Origin of the sequence: Rhodoferax sp. (genome assembly GCF_012927445.1) — a bacterium.
Lineage (GTDB): Bacteria > Pseudomonadota > Gammaproteobacteria > Burkholderiales > Burkholderiaceae_C > Rhodoferax.
The window spans coordinates 1,024,533-1,042,780 of the sequence record NZ_JABBPD010000004.1 but is presented as its reverse complement, the minus strand read 5'-3'; the positions used below and the strand labels follow the sequence as shown (position 1 = coordinate 1,042,780).

14 protein-coding genes are annotated in these 18,248 nt (G+C 62.7%); 8 read left to right on the top strand and 6 right to left on the bottom strand.

Annotation, left to right across the window (positions count from 1 at the left end):
• Positions 1–21: 21 nt before the first annotated feature.
• The 3 genes from HHJ17_RS10580 to dacB form a co-directional block, all read right to left on the bottom strand.
• A complete protein-coding gene (locus tag HHJ17_RS10580) occupies positions 22–1,302 on the bottom strand; it encodes an outer membrane protein transport protein (RefSeq protein WP_296499385.1) in 1,281 nt (426 codons plus the stop codon).
• Between the two features lie 168 nt (positions 1,303–1,470).
• Positions 1,471–1,725, bottom strand: coding sequence for a SemiSWEET transporter (locus tag HHJ17_RS10575; RefSeq protein ID WP_296499386.1), 255 nt, complete (start codon positions 1,723–1,725; stop codon positions 1,471–1,473).
• A gap of 48 nt (positions 1,726–1,773) precedes the next feature.
• On the bottom strand, positions 1,774–3,294 hold the full coding sequence (dacB, locus tag HHJ17_RS10570) for a D-alanyl-D-alanine carboxypeptidase/D-alanyl-D-alanine-endopeptidase (protein ID WP_296499387.1): 1,521 nt from the start codon (positions 3,292–3,294) through the stop codon (positions 1,774–1,776).
• 57 nt (positions 3,295–3,351) lie between these two features.
• Between dacB and HHJ17_RS10565 the strand changes: the two genes are divergently transcribed.
• The 5 genes from HHJ17_RS10565 to thpR all read left to right on the top strand — a co-directional run bounded on the left by HHJ17_RS10565 (position 3,352) and on the right by thpR (position 7,206).
• A complete protein-coding gene (locus HHJ17_RS10565) occupies positions 3,352–4,383 on the top strand; it encodes a DMT family transporter (protein WP_296499390.1) in 1,032 nt (343 codons plus the stop codon).
• 66 nt (positions 4,384–4,449) lie between these two features.
• Positions 4,450–5,202 carry a tRNA (adenosine(37)-N6)-threonylcarbamoyltransferase complex dimerization subunit type 1 TsaB gene (gene tsaB, locus HHJ17_RS10560; protein ID WP_296499391.1) on the top strand — a complete coding sequence of 251 codons (753 nt, stop codon included), beginning with the start codon at positions 4,450–4,452 and terminating at the stop codon, positions 5,200–5,202.
• Positions 5,199–5,666 carry a ribosomal protein S18-alanine N-acetyltransferase gene (gene rimI, locus HHJ17_RS10555; RefSeq protein WP_296499392.1) on the top strand — a complete coding sequence of 156 codons (468 nt, stop codon included), beginning with the start codon at positions 5,199–5,201 and terminating at the stop codon, positions 5,664–5,666. Before tsaB ends, rimI begins: the two co-directional genes overlap by 4 nt.
• Positions 5,667–5,684: 18 nt before the next feature.
• Positions 5,685–6,614 carry a uracil-DNA glycosylase gene (locus tag HHJ17_RS10550; protein ID WP_296499394.1) on the top strand — a complete coding sequence of 310 codons (930 nt, stop codon included), beginning with the start codon at positions 5,685–5,687 and terminating at the stop codon, positions 6,612–6,614.
• A gap of 52 nt (positions 6,615–6,666) precedes the next feature.
• On the top strand, positions 6,667–7,206 hold the full coding sequence (gene thpR / locus HHJ17_RS10545) for an RNA 2',3'-cyclic phosphodiesterase (protein WP_296505719.1): 540 nt from the start codon (positions 6,667–6,669) through the stop codon (positions 7,204–7,206).
• Positions 7,207–7,223: 17 nt separating this feature from the next.
• Here the strand turns inward: thpR and HHJ17_RS10540 are convergent, their stop codons facing one another.
• Positions 7,224–8,192, bottom strand: a complete 969-nt coding sequence (locus HHJ17_RS10540; protein ID WP_296499398.1) for a cation diffusion facilitator family transporter — start codon at positions 8,190–8,192, stop codon at positions 7,224–7,226.
• A gap of 59 nt (positions 8,193–8,251) precedes the next feature.
• Complete coding sequence (locus HHJ17_RS10535) at positions 8,252–8,416, bottom strand: hypothetical protein (RefSeq protein ID WP_296499399.1); 165 nt, start codon at positions 8,414–8,416, stop codon at positions 8,252–8,254.
• Between the two features lie 98 nt (positions 8,417–8,514).
• On the opposite strand from HHJ17_RS10535, the gene pyrF reads away from it, so the two are divergent.
• From pyrF to HHJ17_RS10520, 3 genes are all read left to right on the top strand, one after another.
• Complete coding sequence (pyrF, locus tag HHJ17_RS10530; protein ID WP_296499400.1) at positions 8,515–9,360, top strand: orotidine-5'-phosphate decarboxylase; 846 nt, start codon at positions 8,515–8,517, stop codon at positions 9,358–9,360.
• A gap of 205 nt (positions 9,361–9,565) precedes the next feature.
• Positions 9,566–11,239, top strand: coding sequence for an AMP-binding protein (locus HHJ17_RS10525; RefSeq protein WP_296505718.1), 1,674 nt, complete (start codon positions 9,566–9,568; stop codon positions 11,237–11,239).
• Between the two features lie 149 nt (positions 11,240–11,388).
• Entirely contained in the window at positions 11,389–15,021 is a 3,633-nt protein-coding gene (locus HHJ17_RS10520; RefSeq protein ID WP_296505717.1) for an EAL domain-containing protein, read from the top strand.
• On the opposite strand, the gene uvrA is transcribed toward HHJ17_RS10520, so the two are convergent.
• Positions 14,982–18,071 (bottom strand): excinuclease ABC subunit UvrA, encoded by a 3,090-nt coding sequence (gene uvrA, locus HHJ17_RS10515; RefSeq protein ID WP_296505716.1) that lies wholly within the window; start codon positions 18,069–18,071, stop codon positions 14,982–14,984. The genes HHJ17_RS10520 and uvrA overlap by 40 nt on opposite strands.
• Positions 18,072–18,248: the final 177 nt, after the last annotated feature.

Sequence of the window (18,248 nt, the reverse complement as noted above, 5' to 3'; positions counted from 1 at the left end):
TTTGTCAAGCGAAAGAGCCGATCAGAAGGCCATCGAATATTGAACGCCCAGGAGCCAGGCGCTGTCGTTGTAGGTGCCGGTGACACGGCCGCGATTTTTTGTCGGATCAACGTTAGTCTGGTTGTTATCGATGGTGGCATCCTTGAGATACAGATATGAAACACCGAAATCAAGAGTGGAGCCTTTGCTCGGCGTCCACTGGGCACCCGCTGAGAACCAGGTGCGGTCATTGTCCGGCAGCGAGACGAGACGAGTCGCCGCGCCCTTGACCGGGGTCTGGTCATAAGCAATGCCGAATTTCAGCTTGACGGCATCGGTGTACTGGTAATTGGCACCGATCGCCACGCGCCAAGTATCTTGAAAGTCGGTGTCCAGCGTTTGTGCCGTTGTACCGGTACCAGCTCCAGAAGTACGAATCACGTCAATTTTCGGAATGCTGCTCCAACCGGTCCATGACAGATCGCCCAACATCTGCCACTTGTTGTTCAGTTGATGCGTGCCGCTGAGAATCAAAGTGTCTGGCAGCTTCACGCTGGCTTTCGCAGCGCTGGTGCCCAGCGTATTAAGGCCTGCATTTGGGCCGGTGACATTGATGTTGCCGGTGAGGTCATAACTGACCGCCGAGCGGTAAGAAACGCCGACCTTGGTAGCCGGTGAGAGGGTAAACAAGCCGCCGACGTTCCAGCCCCAGGAGTCACCCTCAAGATTCAGCTTCAGCGGTGAAAGAGCAAAGACTGATGCAACACCAACTTGACGGCCGTAATCTGCCGTCATGCGTTGCCAATTCAGACCGCCGCCAATCGAAAAGGCCTGATTCACGCGGTAAGCGATCGACGGATTGACGTTGTAGGTTTTGATGTCAAAAAGAGTGGACTGGGCGGCGCCGGCCCAAGGGTTGCTGTATTCGGTTTTCAGACCAAACGGAGCCCCGAAGCCGACACCAAGGTACAAGTCCTTGTTCATGGCCCAGGACATATAAGCATTGGGAACGAAGCCCCAACCACCGCCGTCACCGCCATTGCCCGCCAGCGAGCCAGTGCGGGAGCCATTGTCAGAAAACTTGAAACTGGTCCCCACCGCCACCAAGCCACCGGAAATTTCACGGTCTTGCAACTGCGTCATGCCGGCCGGATTGTAAAAAATGGTGCTGGCGTTCTCGGCCACCGCCGCCGAGCCGGCGTAGGCATTGCCGAGGCCACTGGCGTTTTGTTCAATCAGTTGAAAACCGGAGGCCGATGCGTAGCTCGCAAACAGGCCCATGCACAGCGCTGGAATCAGTTTCATGTTGGTCACACGTGTCATTCTTTTTCTCCAAAATTAGTAGGTAGAAAGTAGCAAATACATGGAATAGTATGGTCGTGCTATTTTCTATACTGATGGTACGTCGCTACCAATCTGGAGCTCACTGGGGTAAACCCCCGTTGTTGTAAAAACGAGCCACTCCATGGCCTGTGGCTTGATCTGAATCGCTTACCGGTAGCGCAGTTTCATCACCAAAATCGTCGCCGCCAGGGCCAGCGTGATGCAGTTGGCGATCACGATCGGCCAGGCGCCCAGCAGCCAACCATAGACCAGCCAGCAGGCCACGCCGGCGGTGAACACGCTGTACATGCCGAGCGAGATGCCGCGCACGTCGCGTGTTTGAAAGGTGTGCCACGCCTGCGGCACAAAGCTGGCAGTGGTGAGAAAGGCGGCAACATAGCCGATGAGTTCAGAGAGGGTCATGGCGCGGGCAGTTGGGGTTGAGGCTCAAGCGGCGGGCTGATCGGGGGCTCAATTGTCCTTCGCCGTCCAGTCCAGCAGCGCTTCAAAGGCGGGGCGGGCGGCGGCGGCGTTCGGGTGGTTGGCAATGGCGACCAGCACATAGCGTTTGCCGCTGGCCGCATGCACATAGCCGGCCACCGCCACAACATCGCGCAGGCTGCCGGTTTTCAGGTGGGCGCTGCCTTGGAGCATGGTGCGGCGGCGCTTGAGCGTGCCATCCACGCCGGTGATCGGCAGCGAGGACATCAGCTCCGGCATCAACGGCGACAGGTAGGCGGTTTGCAGCAGGCGCGCCAGTGCCTGGGCGCTGATGCGGGCGTTGCGTGACAGGCCGGCACCGTTGTCCAGCGTCGGGGCGTCGACTGCGCCGATGCGTTCTTTCCACCAGCGGCGCACCACCTCGCGGGAGGCTTCGCGCGAGGCCGGTTGGGGTAGCTCGCTGGCGGCCGTAAGCGTGCTCAGGGCGCTGGAGAGGTTGCCGTTCTGCGGGCGGGTGGGCAGACTGAGCGTCAGGAACACTTGTTGCGCCATCACGTTGTTGCTGTACTTGTTGATGTCACGGATCACCTCGGCCAGCGGCGGCGAGACGCTTTCAAACACCGGCTGCAGTTGGGGCTGCAGCGGCAGCACCAGTGGCGAATTCTGGGTCGCCGCCTGCATCACCGGCAGCGCGGGCACGCGGCCTTCCCGCACGCTGCCGGCCAACTGGCCACCCATCTCGCGCCACAAGCCTGCCACGGCGCGCACGCTGTAGCGTTTCGGGTCAGGGTAGGCGACCGACCAGATCTTCTCGCTGCAGCTGGCCGGGTACGCGCCGGCAAACAGGATGCGGGACGTATCCGAGAAGTCGGGCTGCAACGCCGCCCGGTAGTTGCCGCATTCGCCTTCCGACAGCGGCACGCTGGTTTGCATCTGCACCCCGGCCAAGGGCGGCTCAAAATAAACCTGCGCCAGGTTGGCGGTGAGGTCCGGCACAAAGGTCATGGCGACCGATTTGAAGTTGAGCAGCAGGGCCTCCGGCGTGGCGTTGTAAGGGCGCAAGGGCTCGTCGTCAAAGCTGGCCGGGTCGGTGTCGATCGCCTCAAAGGCGCTGCGGTCCAGCACGATGTCGCCCGCGATGTGCCGGATGCCCAGACCCTGGACCCGGCGCAGCAGCAGCCACAGGCGCTCGACCACCAGTTTGGGGTCGCCCTGGCCCTTGATGTACAGGTTGCCAAACAAGGTGCCTTCGCGCACCGCCCCTTCCACAAACACCGGCGTGCGCCAGGTGTAGGCCGGCCCCAGCAGGTCCAGCGCGGCGTAGGTGGTCACCAGCTTCATGACCGAGGCCGGGTTGACCGGCACGTTGGCGCGGTGGCTCAGTCGCGGCGGCAGTCTGCCCTCGGCATCGACCACCAGCAGGGTGATGGCGTCGCGCGGAATCCGGGCGCGGGCCAGGGCGGTATCCACTTCAGGAGGAAGGTTTTGGGCCAGCGCCAGGCCACACAACAGGGAAGCCACGGCGCCCAGCAGGCATTGGGGTAAAGACATGGGCTGATTATCCGACCGCATCAGCCGGCGACTGGGGCGCCCACGGATAATGGGGGGATGCACTCCTCCTCCCGCCATGCTTCCAGCGGTTTTTCACCGCGCACGATTGGCCTGGCCGCCGCCGCCGTCACGGTGCTGATCTGGACCGCCTTCATCATCATCGCCCGCGCCTCGGCTGACCCGGCGCGCGGCGGCAGTCTGACGCCGTTTGACATTGCCTTTTGCCGCATCGTCGGCGCCAGCCTGGTGCTGCTGCCGTGGGGCGCGTGGCTGGTGGTCCGGGATCGGGACCGTGGCGTCGGGCAGTCATCGCTGCTGGGGCTGTCGCCGCTCTCGCTCAAGGTGACCGCCACGGTCGGCCTGTTTGGCGGACTGCTGTATGCGCTGCTGGCGTACAGCGGCTTTGTCTTTGCCCCGGCGGCGCACGCCTCGGTCTTGATGCCGGGCAGTCTGCCGCTGTGGACCGCCCTGCTGGCGGTGGTCGTGCTGCGCGACCACATCACGCCGTTGCGTGCGCTGGGGCTGGCCTTTATTGTGCTGGGCGACCTGATGGTGGGCGGCGCCAGCCTGTTGCACGCTTTTGATGGCGGCGAGGTCTGGAAGGGCGACGTGCTGTTCATGACGGCGGCACTGTGCTGGTCCGCCTACAGCGTGCTGGCGCGCCACCATGCGCTGGATGCGGTGCGCGCCACCATCGCCATCACGGCCTTTGCTTTTGTCACTTATGTGCCGGTCTACGCGGCGCTGACGCTCGGGCAGGTCGTGGTGGGGCATGTGTTCACCGCCCCGCTGAAAGAAGTGTTGTTCCATGCCATGTTCCAGGGCTGGGGTTCGGTGGTGATCTCCGGCATCACCTTCACCAAGATGATCCAGCACTTTGGCCCGGTGCGCTCCACCATGATCACGGCGCTGGTGCCGGGGCTGTCGGCCTTGGGCGCGGTGCTGTTTTTGGGCGAGCCGCTGTACTGGAATCTGGCGGCCGGCCTGGCGCTGGTGACCATCGGCATTCTGTTTGGCGTGCGGGTGGCGCCGCCGCTTGCTATTAAAAAAGAAGCTACTCGCGCAGGTGCAGCGGGGGCTAGAGGCTGATTTTATGAATATTATTACGGGTTGGACGATGAAGCAGGGTGCGGCACTGGGTCACGAGGTGGGGCGATGAATCTGCTCGCCTTTGACACCAGCACCGACATGATGTCGGTTGCCGTGCAGCGTAGCGGGGCCGGCACGGGCCAGGCGCCGCGGACTTGGCAGCACACCGCCCTCGGCGGCGCGTTGACCTCGGCCCACCTGATTCCGGTCATTCAGCGCCTGATGACGCAGGCCGGGCTGCAATTCGGCCAGCTGGACGCCATCGCCTTTGGCTGCGGCCCGGGTTCGTTCACCGGCTTGCGTACCGCCTGCGCGGTGGCGCAGGGGCTGGCTTTTGGCGCCCAAGTCAAGGTCTTGCCGATCGCCACCCTGCTCGCCGTGGCCGAAGAAGCGCGCTGGCAACAGGTCGCCGAATGGGCGCGCTACCAGGTCACAGCCCTGCTGGACGCCCGCATGGACGAAATTTACGTCGGCAGCTACGTTTTTGAGAGCGGGCAGTGGACGCAGGTCGGGGGCTACAGCCTGATTCACCCCGAAGCCCTGGTGTGCGAGCCGGACTACTCGCAGGCCGGCAATGTTTTTGCCACCTATGGCGCGCGCTTGCCCGCTCCGTTCGCCTCGTCCCTGGTGGTTCCCATGGTGCATCGCGTGGACGCCTTGCCGACCGCCAGCGCCCTGCTGCGTCTGGCGCCGGCGCTGCTGGCCGCCGGTGGCGCGGTGCCGGCGGACCAGGCCCTGCCGATCTACATCCGCGACAAAGTCGCCAAAACCACGCTGGAGCGGGCGGCGGAGAAGGCTGCAGAGAAGGCGGCGCTGTGAGTGCCGTTCTTAAATCGATCGAAGCCCGCTTTGAACCGCTGGCGCTGCACAACCTGGAGGCGGTGTTGAGCGTGGAGCAGCGGGCCTACGCCCATCCCTGGTCGCGCAACAATTTCGTCGACACCCTTGCCTCCGGCTACGAGGCCCAGTTGCTGCTGGGCGGCGACACCCTGCTCGGTTATTTTGTCGCCATGAAAGGGGTGGACGAGGTGCATTTGCTCAACATCACGGTGGACCCCGACTACCAGCGCCAGGGCTGGGCCCGCGTCATGCTGGATGCCCTGTCGATCTGGGCCAAAGGCCAGCGCGCCGACTGGCTCTGGCTGGAAGTGCGGGTCGGTAACCTGCGCGCCATGAAGGTCTACGAAAGCCAGGGTTTTGGCCGGGTCGGTCTGCGCAAAAACTACTACCCCGCCGTCCAAGGCCAGCGCGAAGACGCGGTGGTGATGAGCCGGCCGTTGTGAGTCTGTGAAAATGTGCCCATGAGCCTAGATCTTGACGAACGCCAGCGCGCCATGTTGCAGGAGATGGGCGTGCACGTCTGGCTGCCGCAACCGGAGCCAGTGGTGCCCGTGGTGGTGGCTGCGCCTGTGGCGGTGGCCGCGCCCCGCCCCGTCGCTCCGTCGCCGCCCAGCGCAGTGTCCGTCGCCCCGGCCAGTGTTCCGCCACCGTTGGCGCATGCTATTGAAAAAATAGCTTTTGACGCATTAACGACGGGGGCTACAGCCCCAAAAACCTCAAGAATTCCGGTGGCCGCCCCGACGCCCGGTGTGAGCGCGCCCGCCGGGCTGGCCGATGGCATTGCCGCCATGGAGTGGCCGGCGCTGGCGCACACCATCGCCAACTGCCAGGCGTGCCCGCTCAGCAGCGGTCGCCGCGCTCCGGTGTTTGTGGGTGCCGAGGCGCCCCGCCAAGCCGACTGGCTGGTGGTGGGCGAGCCGCCGGATGACGCCGAGGAGCGCGCTGGCGCACCCTTTGCCGACCAGGCCGGCCAATTGCTGGACAACATGCTGAAGGCAGTTGGCGTGAACCGGCATGACGCTGGCCGCAGTGGCGCTAGCGCGGCGTATGTCAGCAACGTCGTCAAGTGCCGGCCCGCGACGGCGCGCAACCCCGACCCGCAGGAACTCGCCACCTGTGCCAATTATTTGCGCCGCGAAGTGGCGCTGGTGCAGCCCAAAGTCATCCTGGCGATGGGCCGCTTTGCCGCCCAGACCCTGTTGCGCGACGATTTGCCCGAGGTGGCCAGCATCCCGCTGGGCAAGCTGCGCGGAAAAATCTACCGCTACCAGGGCATTCCGGTGGTGGTGACGTACCACCCGACCCACCTGTTGCGCACCCCGCTCGGCAAGGCCCGCGCCTGGGCCGATCTGTGCCTGGCGCTGCAGGCGATGCAGCCCGGGCAAGCTTGAGCTGAAAGCAGGCGACGCCATGCGGACGCCAGGTGCCAGTTCGGAGTTGCCGATGAACCAGCCTCCGCAACCAAGCCCTGACAGCGCCCGGCTGTTCCTGGCCTTACTGCCCGACGCGGCGGTGCTGGAGGCGCTGGCCGTTCACCGCGATCAGTGGCAGTGGCCTGCCAAGGTGACCCGCTATGCGCCGGCCGACTGGCATGTCACCCTGCATTTCATCGGTTCGGTCGCGCGATCGCGTCTGGAGGAACTGCGCGCCGCACTGGCGCTGCCGATCACGCCGTTTGCGTTGGGTTGGGGCCGGCCGGAACTCTGGCCACACGGTCTGGCCGTGCTGTGCCCGGAGGTCGTGCCGGAGGCTTTGCAGCGGCTGCATACCCAACTGGGGCAGGCTTTGCAACCGCTAGGGCTGCGGACCGACCCGCGGCCGTTTCGCCCTCACTTCACCTTGGCCCGCCATGCCCAGGCAGCCCGGCTGCCGGCGCAGTGGCCGGTATTTAACTGGCCCGTGGCGGGCTACGCCTTGATGGAGTCGACCGGGCAGGCGGGGCAACGTTACCGCGTGCTGCAGTCGTACGGGCCGGCGGTCTAAGCCGGCGGCGCTGGCGTTTAATGCACGGGTGGGGGTGACGTGTTAACGGGACTGGCATGGTCCAGATCAGGCCGGCGCCACGGGTCCACATGGGTCATCAGGTTCAGCACGCGATGGCGCTGCAGCACCCGGGCCCGCGCTTCTACTGCAATGTCGTGACCGGCTTCCACGGTGATGGCGGCATCGACCTCGATGTGCGCGTCGACCACGATCATGTCGCCCATCTTGCGGGTGCGCACGTCATGCACGTCGCTGACGCCCGGGGTCTCTAACAGCGTCTGGCGAATCGCCTGCACTTCTTGCTCGTCCACCGCGCGGTCCATCAGATCGTGCAGCGCATCCCAGCTGAAGCCCCAGCCCATTTTGGTCACCATGAAGCCGACGATGAGCGCGGCGATCGGGTCCAGAATCGGGTAACCCGCCAGGTTACCGACAATGCCGATGCCGACCACCAGCGAGGACGCCGCGTCCGAACGCGCATGCCAGGCGTTGGCCACCAGCATGCTCGACTTGACGCGCTTGGCCACCGCCAGCATGTAGCGGAACAACAGCTCCTTGGCAATCAACGCGCCACCGGCCACCCACAGGGCGACCATGTGCACCGTTTGAATGGTCTCCGGCGCATTCAGCTTGCGCGCCGCTGACCACAACATACCGATGCCGACCGCCAGCAACAGCGTGCCCAGCACCAGCGAAGCGGCGGTCTCGAAGCGCTGGTGACCGTAGGGGTGGTCCTCGTCGGCGTCCTTCTTGCTGTGGTGACTGGCGAACAGCACCACAAAGTCGGCCACCAGGTCGGACAGCGAATGAATACCATCGGCAATCAAACCCTGCGACTTGGCAAAGATGCCGACCGCGATCTGGCTGACGGTCAGTACCAGGTTGACCCAAACGCTGACCCAGGTGCTGCGGGAGGCGGCGGCGATCCGCTCCGCCGGGGTGTGCTCGGTGTCGTCGGGATCGTCCGCAAGTTCGGTGAAATTCATGGGTGGCAGGTGCTTGTCTAAAAACGGTGAGTGTAGGCGCAGACGATGACGGAAACGGGTCAGGTCATGTGCTGTGCGACCGGTGCTTCGGTCGCGTACAGATCGCTGGCATGGCCGCCCAGGGTGACCGGGATGGACATGAACGCGATCAGGATCACCGGCACCAGCGTGGCCAGGACAACACCCAGGTACTGGTGGATAAAGTTACGAAGGGATGAATTCATGGAAAACCTCTTGATGGAAGTGAATCGATGTCTGTATCTTCGCGGCCCCACCTTAAGGGGGTCTTAGGACTGCCATGGGCGCTTCTTACAATAGGGCCATGACATTTCTAGACATGCTGCGCACCGCCGAGTGCCAAAACAGCTCCATGCTGTGCGTGGGGCTGGACCCCGAACCCACCAAATTTCCTGCTGCTATCAAAGGTGATGCTAGCAAGATTTACGACTTTTGCGCCGCCATCGTCGACGCCACGGCCGATCTGGTGATTGCCTTCAAACCGCAGATTGCCTACTTTGCCGCGCACCGCGCGGAAGAGCAACTGGAGCGGCTGGTGGCCCACATGCGCCGCAGCGCGCCGCAGGTGCCGATCATCCTGGACGCCAAGCGCGGCGACATCGGCAGCACCGCCCAGCAATACGCCATTGAGGCCTTTGAGCGCTATGGCGCCGATGCCGTCACGCTGTCGCCGTTCATGGGCTTTGATTCGGTGCAGCCGTATCTGAAGTACCACGGCAAGGGTGCTTTTTTGCTGTGCCGCACTTCCAATCCGGGCGGTGATGATTTGCAGAACCAGCGGCTCGCCAGCGTCGACGGTGAACCGCTGCTGTATGAACACATCGCGCGGCTCGCGCAAGGCCCGTGGAACCTGAATGGCCAGCTGGGTCTGGTGGTGGGCGCCACCTATCCGGCCGAGATTGAGCGAGTGCGGGCTGTGGCCCCGACGTTGCCGTTGCTGATTCCTGGTGTTGGCGCCCAAGGTGGCGATGCGGTGGCGACGGTCAAGGCCGGCTGGCGCGGCGTGAACGGTGAAACGGTGGCGCCGATCATCGTCAACTCGTCGCGTGCCATTCTGTACGCCTCCGCCAGTGACGACTTTGCGCAAGCGGCGCGCCGTGAGGCGCTCAAAACCCGGGATCTGCTGCAGGCGGCCAGGCTGGCCGCCTAACCTTCGGCCCCTCATGATCCCGGCTGGCCTAGGGGGATCTGATGGTGGTTTTGTTGGACCAGGCTGCTAAAAATCGTGTTGAAAGCCAAGCATCGAGAACCAGTTTGTATTGAGAAATATCAAGTGGATGCCGTGGCTCTTTCCTAGACTGGGTTAGATCAGCTTTGAGGCTGTGGTTAACCGACCGGTGGAAGAAGAGGGCAACATGGAAAAGATCTGGTTGAAAAATTATCCGCAAGGCATTGCGTCCGAGGTGGACGTGCACCAGTTTGCCTCCCTCAAGGATGTGCTGCGGCACAGTTGCGAGCGTTTTGGCGACTTGCCCGCTTACACCAACATGGGGGCGTCGATCTCCTTTGCGGAGCTTGACCAGAGCAGCCGGGATTTCGCCGCCTATTTGCAAAACACCCTGAAACTGATCAAGGGTGACCGGGTGGCGATCATGATGCCCAATTTGCTGCAGTACCCGGTGGCCCTGTTCGGGGTGCTGCGTGCCGGCCTGGTGGTGGTGAACGTGAATCCGCAGTACACCGCGCCCGAGCTGGAGCACCAGATCAAGGATTCGGGCGCCGTGGCCATTGTGGTGCTGGAGAACTTTGCCCACACCCTGCAGGAGGTGCTGGACAAGAACCCGACGCTGAAACTTTCTGTCATCACCACCGAGGTGGGCGACATGTTTTCGGTGGTCAAAGAGTTGCTGACCAATGTGGTGGTCAAGTACGTTAAAAAGATGGTGCCGGAATGGAAGATTGAGGACGCCATCGAGTTCAACGCCGCCTTGCGCGCGGGCCGTTCGCAAGCCTTGCATTTCATGCCGCTGGGCCATGCTGACATTGCTTTTTTGCAGTACACCGGCGGCACCACGGGCGTCGCCAAAGGGGCCGTGTTGACGCACGGCAACATGGTGGCAAACCTGCAGCAGTTGGGCGAGTGGCTCACGCACGACCTGCAGGAGGGCAAGGAGGTGTTTGTTTGCCCGTTGCCGCTGTACCACGTCTTCGCGCTGACGGCGAGCATGGTGTTCATGAAAATCGGCTCCCACACCATTCTGATCACCAACCCGAGGGACCTGCACGCTTTCATTCATGATCTCAAAAAGTACCCCTTCACGGCCATCATCGGCGTCAACACCTTGTACCGGGCGCTGCTCGATGAGCCTGAATTTGCGGAGGTGGACACCCACCACCTGAAGGTGACCATTGCCGGCGGCATGGCCGTGCAGCGTGTGGTGGCCGAGCGCTGGAAGCAGGCGACGGGCATGCCCATCATCGAGTCCTATGGGTTGACTGAAACCTCGCCCGGCGTGATCGCCAACCCCCTGAACAGCCCGGACTGGACCGGTGCCATTGGCATGCCTTTCCCGTCAACGCTGGCCAGCATTCTGGATGATGACGGCAACGAACTCCCGATCGGCGAGATCGGCGAGATCTGTGTGCGCGGCCCGCAGGTCATGTCCGGTTACTGGAACCGGCCGGACGAGACCGCGAAGGTGTTCACGCGCGATGGCTGGCTGCGCACGGGCGACATGGGGTTCATGGACGAGCGTGGCTACTTCAAGATCACAGACCGCAAGAAAGACATGATCATTGTTTCGGGCTTCAAGGTGTTCCCGAACCAGATTGAAGACGTTGTGGCGCTCCATCCCGCCGTGGCCGAAGTGGCGGCCATCGGCGTGCCGGATGAGCGCTCTGGTGAGGTCGTCAAGATCATCGTGGTCAAAAAATCGCCTACGCTGACAGAACAAGAATTGCTGGCGCATTGCCGGCAACACCTGACCGATTACAAGGTGCCCAGGCTCATCGAGTTTCGCGATGAGCCGTTGCCGAAGTCCAACCTGGGCAAGATCCTGCGCCGCGAGTTGCGGAATTTAGCTAAATAGACCGCCAGCCCTTGTCTGGTAAGCGCAAGTTGCTATGCAAACACTAGCATAGTGAGTGGGGTCGGAGGGCTCTGTAACCCTGAGGTCGGCGCTTGGGGTGGGTGGATAATGCAAAAACAATCGTTTTGCAACGTCGCCCTTCATCCTTCATGATTCACCGCCTCACCTCGTCATTCTCACGCAGCCTGCATGTGGCCGTGGTTTTGACCTGTGTCCTGATTGCTGTGTTTTCTGTTTATGTGTACTCGGAAAAACAGATTGACCAGGCCCATGAGCGGCGCTACCAGTCCCGTCTGCTGGCGGATGAGTTGCGGCAGTCGTCTGATGATCTGACCCGCATGGCCCGCACCTATGTGCTCACCGGCAATCCCGTCTACAAGCAGCACTACCTCGACATTCTGGCCATCCGGGACGGCAAAAAACCGCGGCCGGAAGGTGACGGCAGAACTTCTTGGGATTTAGCGCTTGTCAACCCGCCAGCCCGATCGGACAGTGGTGCCAAGGTGGCTTTGCTGGAGGTGATGCGGCAGGCCGGTTTTGCGCCGGACGAGTTCAGCAAATTGGAGCAAGCCAAGGCAGATTCGGACACCCTGACGGCGATTGAGTTTGCGGCCATGGCGCTGGTTGAATCGGCGGCTCCCAATCAGGATGTCCGCCACCTGCGGGCCATCCAGATGTTGCATGATGATGATTACCACCAGTTCAAGGCGGACATCATGCGACCCATCCATGAGTTTCTGGCGCTGGCAGATCGGCGGACCCTGCGCACGGTGCAGGAGGCCGAGGAAAAAGCCACGCTGCTGCTTGGGTTATTTGTCGCCGTGGGGCTGGGCCTGCTGCTGTCTCTCCGGCGAACCGTCAACGTCCTGCGCGCCACGCTGGGCGGCTCGGTGGACGAGGTTCATGCGCAGATCGCCCGCATCGGGCAGGGCCATATTGCCGAGCCGATTGCCGTCGCGCCAGGCCTGAGCGACAGTGTGCTGGGCTGGCTGGCCCAGACGCAGCATCAACTCAATGACATTGAGCAGGCGCGCCGGCAGACTGATCACCAGCTCAAGCGCTTGGCTAATCTGTATGCCGCGCTCAGTGACTGCAACAAGGCCATCGTTCGCTGTGTGAATGAGCAGGAATTGTTTGAGCAAATCTGCCGCGCCGCTGTGGACCACGGGGGGGCGAAGATGGCGTGGATTGGTCTGCTGGAGCCTGCCAGCCAGACGGTCAAACCTTTTGTTTCGTATGGCGCCGGCATTGAGTATTTGAAGGGTATCCACATCACGGTGGTGACCGATGAGGCGGCGGGGCAGGGGCCGACCGGCATCTCGGTTCGCAGCAATCAGCCGTACTGGTGCCAGGACTACCTGGGAGACGCCGCCACGGCGCCCTGGCATGCGCTGGGCGCCCAGTTTGGTTGGGCGGCGTCGGCCGCCTTGCCCCTGCATCGCAACGGCGAGGTCATCGGCGTCTTTAATGTCTACGCCGGCACGGTCAATGCCTTTGATAAGACGGTTCAGCATCTGCTGCTTGAAATGGCGTCCGACGTTGACTACGCCCTGCGCAACTTTGATCGCGAGGCACAGCGCGAGCGAACCCGGCAAATGGATGCCTTGCGCAGCTTCATGATGGAACGGCTGGTCAGCGAGTTGGCGCTGGAGCAAATCCTCAAGGATTTTGTACTCAAAATTGAAGACACCATGCCGGGCGCGCTGTGCTCAATTTTGTTGCTGGATGCCGAACGTCAGCACCTTGGTTTGGGTGCCGCGCCCCATCTGCCGGATTTCTACAACGCGGCCATTGACGGCGTGCAGATTGGGCCACAGACCGGCAGTTGCGGCACCGCTGCCTTTACCGGTCAGCGCGTCATCGTGGGGGAGATCGCCACGCATCCGTACTGGGTTGACTTCAAGGAGATTGCATCGCGGGCCGGACTGGCCGCCTGCTGGTCCGAACCCATCCGGTCCGGCAGCAACCAGGTGCTGGGCACCTTCGCCATCTACCACCGCGCGCCGGCCATGCCGCAAGCCTATGAGCTTGCACTCATTGAAATGGCCGCCCACCTGACGGCCATCGCCATCGAGCGCAAACGTGCCGAGTTGCAACTGCAACTGGTGGCCAAGGTGTTTGAGCATGGCAGTGAGGCCATCATGATCACGGACAGTCAGGGTTGCATCGTGCGGGTCAACCATGCCTTCAGCCAGATCACCGGCTACAGCGAGGCGGAAGCCCTCGGTCACAACCCGAGCCTGCTTTCCTCCGGGCGGCATGAGCCGGATTTTTTCCAGGCCATGTGGGCGGCCGTCCACGTCCATGGGCAGTGGCAGGGCGAAATCTGGAACCGGCGCAAGGATGGTTCCGTCTACCCCGAGTTGCTCTCCATCAGCCTGCTGCGCGACAGCAGCGGCGCGGTGGCGAACTATATCGCCATCGCCACCGACATCAGCAAGCATAAAAAAGATGAAGCGCATATCCAGCGCCTGGTCGATTTTGACCCGCTGACCGGGCTGCCCAATCGGCGCCTGCTGCGGGACCGGGTCGACAGCGCCTTGAGCCATGCGCAGCGTCACGGGGAACCGTTGGCCTTGATGTTCCTGGATCTGGACCGGTTCAAAAACGTGAACGATTCACTGGGTCATCACATTGGCGATGAGTTGCTGATTCAGGTGGCGCAGCGCCTCAAATCGACGCTGCGTGAAGAGGACACGGTGTGTCGTCTGGGGGGGGATGAGTTTGTCTTGCTGTGTCCGGGCCTGGACGCAGCGGGCGCGGCGCATGTGGCGAACAAGGTGCAGGAGGTTGCTGCGCAGCGCTACACCATCGATCAACAAGAACTGGCCATCACCTTCTCGATCGGCATTGCCCTGTTCCCCACCGACGGCGACTCGTTCGAGGCGCTGTCCATGAGTGCCGACACCGCCATGTACCGGGCCAAGCAGGGCGGCCGGAACGTCTTTCGCTTTTTCACGGCGCAGATGCAGACCGAATCCGCCCGCACCTTGCAACTGGAAAACGGTTTGCGCCGTGCGCTGGAGTTGCAGCAGTTTCATCTGGTGTACCAGCCGCAGGTGTCGCTGCAGGATGGCCGGGTGGTCGGCATGGAAGCCCTGCTGCGCTGGGACCATCCGACGCTGGGCCAGGTGTCACCGGCTGAATTCATTCCGGTGGCAGAAGACAGCGGGCTGATTCTGTCGATCGGCGAATGGGTGCTGCGTACCGCCACCCGGCAACTGCGGGTCTGGCTGGATGCCGGGCTGCCGATCCAGCAGATGGCGGTCAACCTGTCGGCCGTGCAATTTCGCCATGCCAATCTGCCGGAGCTGGTGACCCAGGTGCTGGCCGAGGCTGGCCTGCCGCCGCAGTTCCTGGAGCTTGAGCTGACGGAGGGGGTGGCGATGAACGACCCCCTGGGCGCCATCGCGGTCATGAACAAGCTGCATGAGCGCGGTGTGCGGATGTCGATTGACGACTTCGGCACCGGCTACTCGTCGCTCAACTACCTCAAGCGCTTTCAGGTTTACAAGCTCAAGATCGACCAGTCGTTTGTTCGTGACATCACCGATGATCCGGACGACAAAGCGATCGTCGTCGCCATCATCGCACTGGCGCACAGCCTGGGCTTTTTGACCATTGCCGAAGGGGTGGAGACTGAAGGGCAGCTGGCATTTTTGCGCGCACAGGGCTGTGACGAAGTCCAGGGTTACTTGTACAGCGAGCCGCTGCTGGCCGAGCCGTTCGAGGCGTTTGTGCGTCAGTCGCTGGCCGCCGGTGACAGCAGCCGCTTCAAATAGCGCCCGGTGTGGCTGGCCGGGTTGGCGGCAATGTCTTCCGGCGTGCCCACGCCCACCACCTGGCCGCCGCCAGCGCCGCCTTCCGGGCCCATGTCGATCAGCCAGTCGGCAGTCTTGATGACGTCCAGGTTGTGCTCGATGACCACAATCGTGTTGCCCGCATCTCGCAGCTGGTGCAACACTTTGAGCAGCAAGTCGATATCGGCAAAGTGCAGGCCGGTGGTCGGTTCGTCCAGGATGTAGAGCGTGCGCCCGGTGTCGCGTTTGCTGAGCTCCAGCGCCAGTTTGACGCGCTGCGCTTCCCCGCCAGACAGCGTGGTGGCGGCTTGTCCCAAGCGGATGTAGCTCAGACCCACGTCCAGGAGCGTGTGCAGCTTGCGGGCAATGCTGGGCAGTGCTTTCAGGAACTCGTAGGCGGCCTCCACCGTGAGGTCCAGAATTTGCGCGATGTTCTTGCCCTTGTACAGCACTTCCAGTGTTTCGCGGTTGTAGCGCTTGCCGGCACAAACGTCACAGGGCACGTAGACGTCGGGCAAAAAGTGCATTTCCACTTTGACCATGCCGTCGCCCTGGCAGGCTTCGCAGCGGCCGCCGGCCACGTTGAAGCTGAAGCGCCCGGGGCCGTAGCCGCGTTCGCGCGCCATTGGCATCTCGGCCATCAGCTCGCGAATCGGTGTGAACAGGCCGGTGTAGGTGGCTGGGTTGGAACGCGGCGTACGGCCAATCGGGGATTGGTCGACGTTGATGACTTTGTCGAAATGCTCGATGCCTTCGATCGATTCGTGCGCCGCCGGCTCGTCGTGGGCGCGGTACAGCGTGCGCGCGACTGCCGTGTACAGCGTGTCGTTGACCAGGGTGGATTTACCGGAACCTGAGACGCCGGTGACGCAGGTGAACAGGCCGACCGGGAACTCCACCGTCACGTCTTTGAGGTTGTGACCGGTGGCGCCGATCACCCGGAGTGACTGCATGTCGCCTTGGGTCGCCAGGTGGTTGGCCTCACGCGCCGCCCGGCGCTCGGCGGCCGGGCTGGGCGCGTGGTGCTTGGATTGGTATTTGTCAGCCGAATGCGCCGCGTGCACCGTGGGCAGCCAGGGCGTGCGGTGTTTCGGGATCGCAATTTTGAGCTTGCCCGCCAGATACTGGCCGGTCAGTGAATCCGGGTTGGCTTTGACCTCGTCAAACGTGCCCTGCGCCATCACGCGCCCACCATGCAGGCCGGCACCCGGCCCCATGTCAATCACATGGTCGGCGGCGCGCATCATGTCTTCGTCGTGCTCGACCACCAGCACGCTGTTGCCGATGTTGCGCAGGTGTTTCAGGGTGTCGATCAGGCGGTCGTTGTCGCGTTGGTGCAGGCCGATGCTGGGCTCGTCCAGTACGTACATCACGCCGGTCAGGCCGGAGCCGATCTGGCTCGCCAGCCGGATGCGCTGCGACTCGCCGCCGCTGAGGGTTTCGGCGCTGCGGTCCAGGCTGAGGTAGTTCAGTCCCACGTCGTTGAGAAACTTCAGCCGCAAGCCGATTTCACGCACCACTTTGGCGGCGATTTCGCCCTTGGCACCGTGCATTTGCAGGGTGTTGAAGTAAGTAAAGGCGTCGCGCAGGGTGGCGTGGCTGATCTCGAAGATGGCACGGGCTTGCGCGCCCTCGCCAATCTTGACGTGCCGCGCTTCCCGCCGCAGCCGGGAGCCTGCGCATTCAGTGCAGTGCTGGGTGCTGCGGTAGCGTGCCAAGTCTTCGCGCACCAGCGCCGAGTCGGTCTCCTTGTAGCGCCGCTGCATGTTGGGAATGATGCCCTCAAACGGATGCTTCTTGCTGAGCTTTTTGCCTTGTGCGATGCTGGTGTCGCCTCGGGCGGGACCCGAGTCCATCACGTAGCTGAACTTGATTTCTTCCTCGCCAGAACCCTGCAGTACGGCGTGCTGAATCTCGGCCGGCAGCGACTCAAAGGCCTGCTCAATGTCAAACTTATAGTGCTTGGCCAGGCTCTCCAGCAAGGCAAAGTAGTAACCGTTGCGCCGGTCCCAGCCCTTGATGGCGCCGCTGGCCAGACTGAGCGACGGGAACGCGACCACCCGAACTGGATCGAAAAACTCTTGCATGCCCAAGCCGTCACAGGCCGGGCAGGCGCCGACCGGCGAGTTGAAGGAAAACAGGCGCGGCTCCAGCTCGCTGATCGAGTAGCTGCACGCCGGGCAGGAGAATTTGGCGTTAAATAAGTGCTCTTTGGGGCTCTGGCCCCCGTCGCCATTGCGTGGCGTGCTATCAATTTCTAGGGCAATGGCGCGGCCGCCGGCGACCCGCAAGGCGGCTTCAAAGCTCTCGGCCAGCCGCTGGCGCAGCTGGTCTCGCGCCAGCGGCTCGGTGTCCGGGCGCACTTTGACGCGGTCAATCACGACGTCAATGTCGTGCTTTTCGGTTTTCTTCAGCGGCGGCAACTGGTCAAATTCATACGCTTGCCCGTTGACGCGAAAGCGCACATAGCCTTGCGCCTGCATGTCGGCAAAGACGTCGAGGAACTCACCCTTTTTCTCACGCGCCAGCGGCGCCAGAATCATCAGCCGGGTCTCGGCGGGCATGGCCAGCACCGCGTCCACCATCTGGCTCACGGTCTGGGCCTGCAGCGGCAGGCCATGGTCGGGGCAAAAGGGGGTGCCGGCGCGGGCAAACAGCAGCCGCAGGTAGTCGTGGATCTCGGTCACCGTGCCCACCGTGGAGCGCGGGTTGTGCGAGGTGGCCTTTTGCTCGATCGAGATGGCGGGGCTCAGGCCCTCGATCACATCCACATCGGGCTTGTCCATCAACTGCAAAAACTGCCGCGCATAGGTTGACAGACTCTCCACGTAACGGCGCTGGCCCTCCGCATACAGCGTGTCAAACGCCAGGCTGGATTTGCCGGAACCGCTCAACCCCGTGATGACCACCAGCTGGTTGCGCGGAATATCAAGATCAATGTTCTTGAGGTTGTGGGTGCGCGCACCCCGAATGCTGATGGTCTGCAGCTGCAAGGAAGCTGCGAGGGAGGTGCCGTCGGTGGGGGAGTTCAAGGTGAAATGTGCTCGGGAAAACCCACAATGATAGTGAAAGATGGCCGTGTTGACACGCGGCCGGGCCAGGGCGGCGGCAGATCGGGGACAATTCAGCGCTTGTGCCGCCGTGATCGTTCACGGACTTGTTTGTTGGAGAACGCTGTTTTGCCTAAAGTTGCTACCCCGTCGGCTGGA

Coding starts and splice junctions, on each gene's coding strand:
- HHJ17_RS10520 (WP_296505717.1), top strand. CDS start 11,389: ATGATTCACCGCCTCACCTCGTCATTCTCACGCAGCCTGCATGTGGCC.
- HHJ17_RS10565 (WP_296499390.1), top strand. CDS start 3,352: ATGCACTCCTCCTCCCGCCATGCTTCCAGCGGTTTTTCACCGCGCACG.
- HHJ17_RS10525 (WP_296505718.1), top strand. CDS start 9,566: ATGGAAAAGATCTGGTTGAAAAATTATCCGCAAGGCATTGCGTCCGAG.
- pyrF (WP_296499400.1), top strand. CDS start 8,515: ATGACATTTCTAGACATGCTGCGCACCGCCGAGTGCCAAAACAGCTCC.
- thpR (WP_296505719.1), top strand. CDS start 6,667: ATGAACCAGCCTCCGCAACCAAGCCCTGACAGCGCCCGGCTGTTCCTG.
- dacB (WP_296499387.1), bottom strand. CDS start 3,294: ATGTCTTTACCCCAATGCCTGCTGGGCGCCGTGGCTTCCCTGTTGTGT.
- HHJ17_RS10580 (WP_296499385.1), bottom strand. CDS start 1,302: ATGACACGTGTGACCAACATGAAACTGATTCCAGCGCTGTGCATGGGC.
- HHJ17_RS10535 (WP_296499399.1), bottom strand. CDS start 8,416: ATGAATTCATCCCTTCGTAACTTTATCCACCAGTACCTGGGTGTTGTC.
- HHJ17_RS10575 (WP_296499386.1), bottom strand. CDS start 1,725: ATGACCCTCTCTGAACTCATCGGCTATGTTGCCGCCTTTCTCACCACT.
- HHJ17_RS10540 (WP_296499398.1), bottom strand. CDS start 8,192: ATGAATTTCACCGAACTTGCGGACGATCCCGACGACACCGAGCACACC.
- HHJ17_RS10550 (WP_296499394.1), top strand. CDS start 5,685: ATGAGCCTAGATCTTGACGAACGCCAGCGCGCCATGTTGCAGGAGATG.
- tsaB (WP_296499391.1), top strand. CDS start 4,450: ATGAATCTGCTCGCCTTTGACACCAGCACCGACATGATGTCGGTTGCC.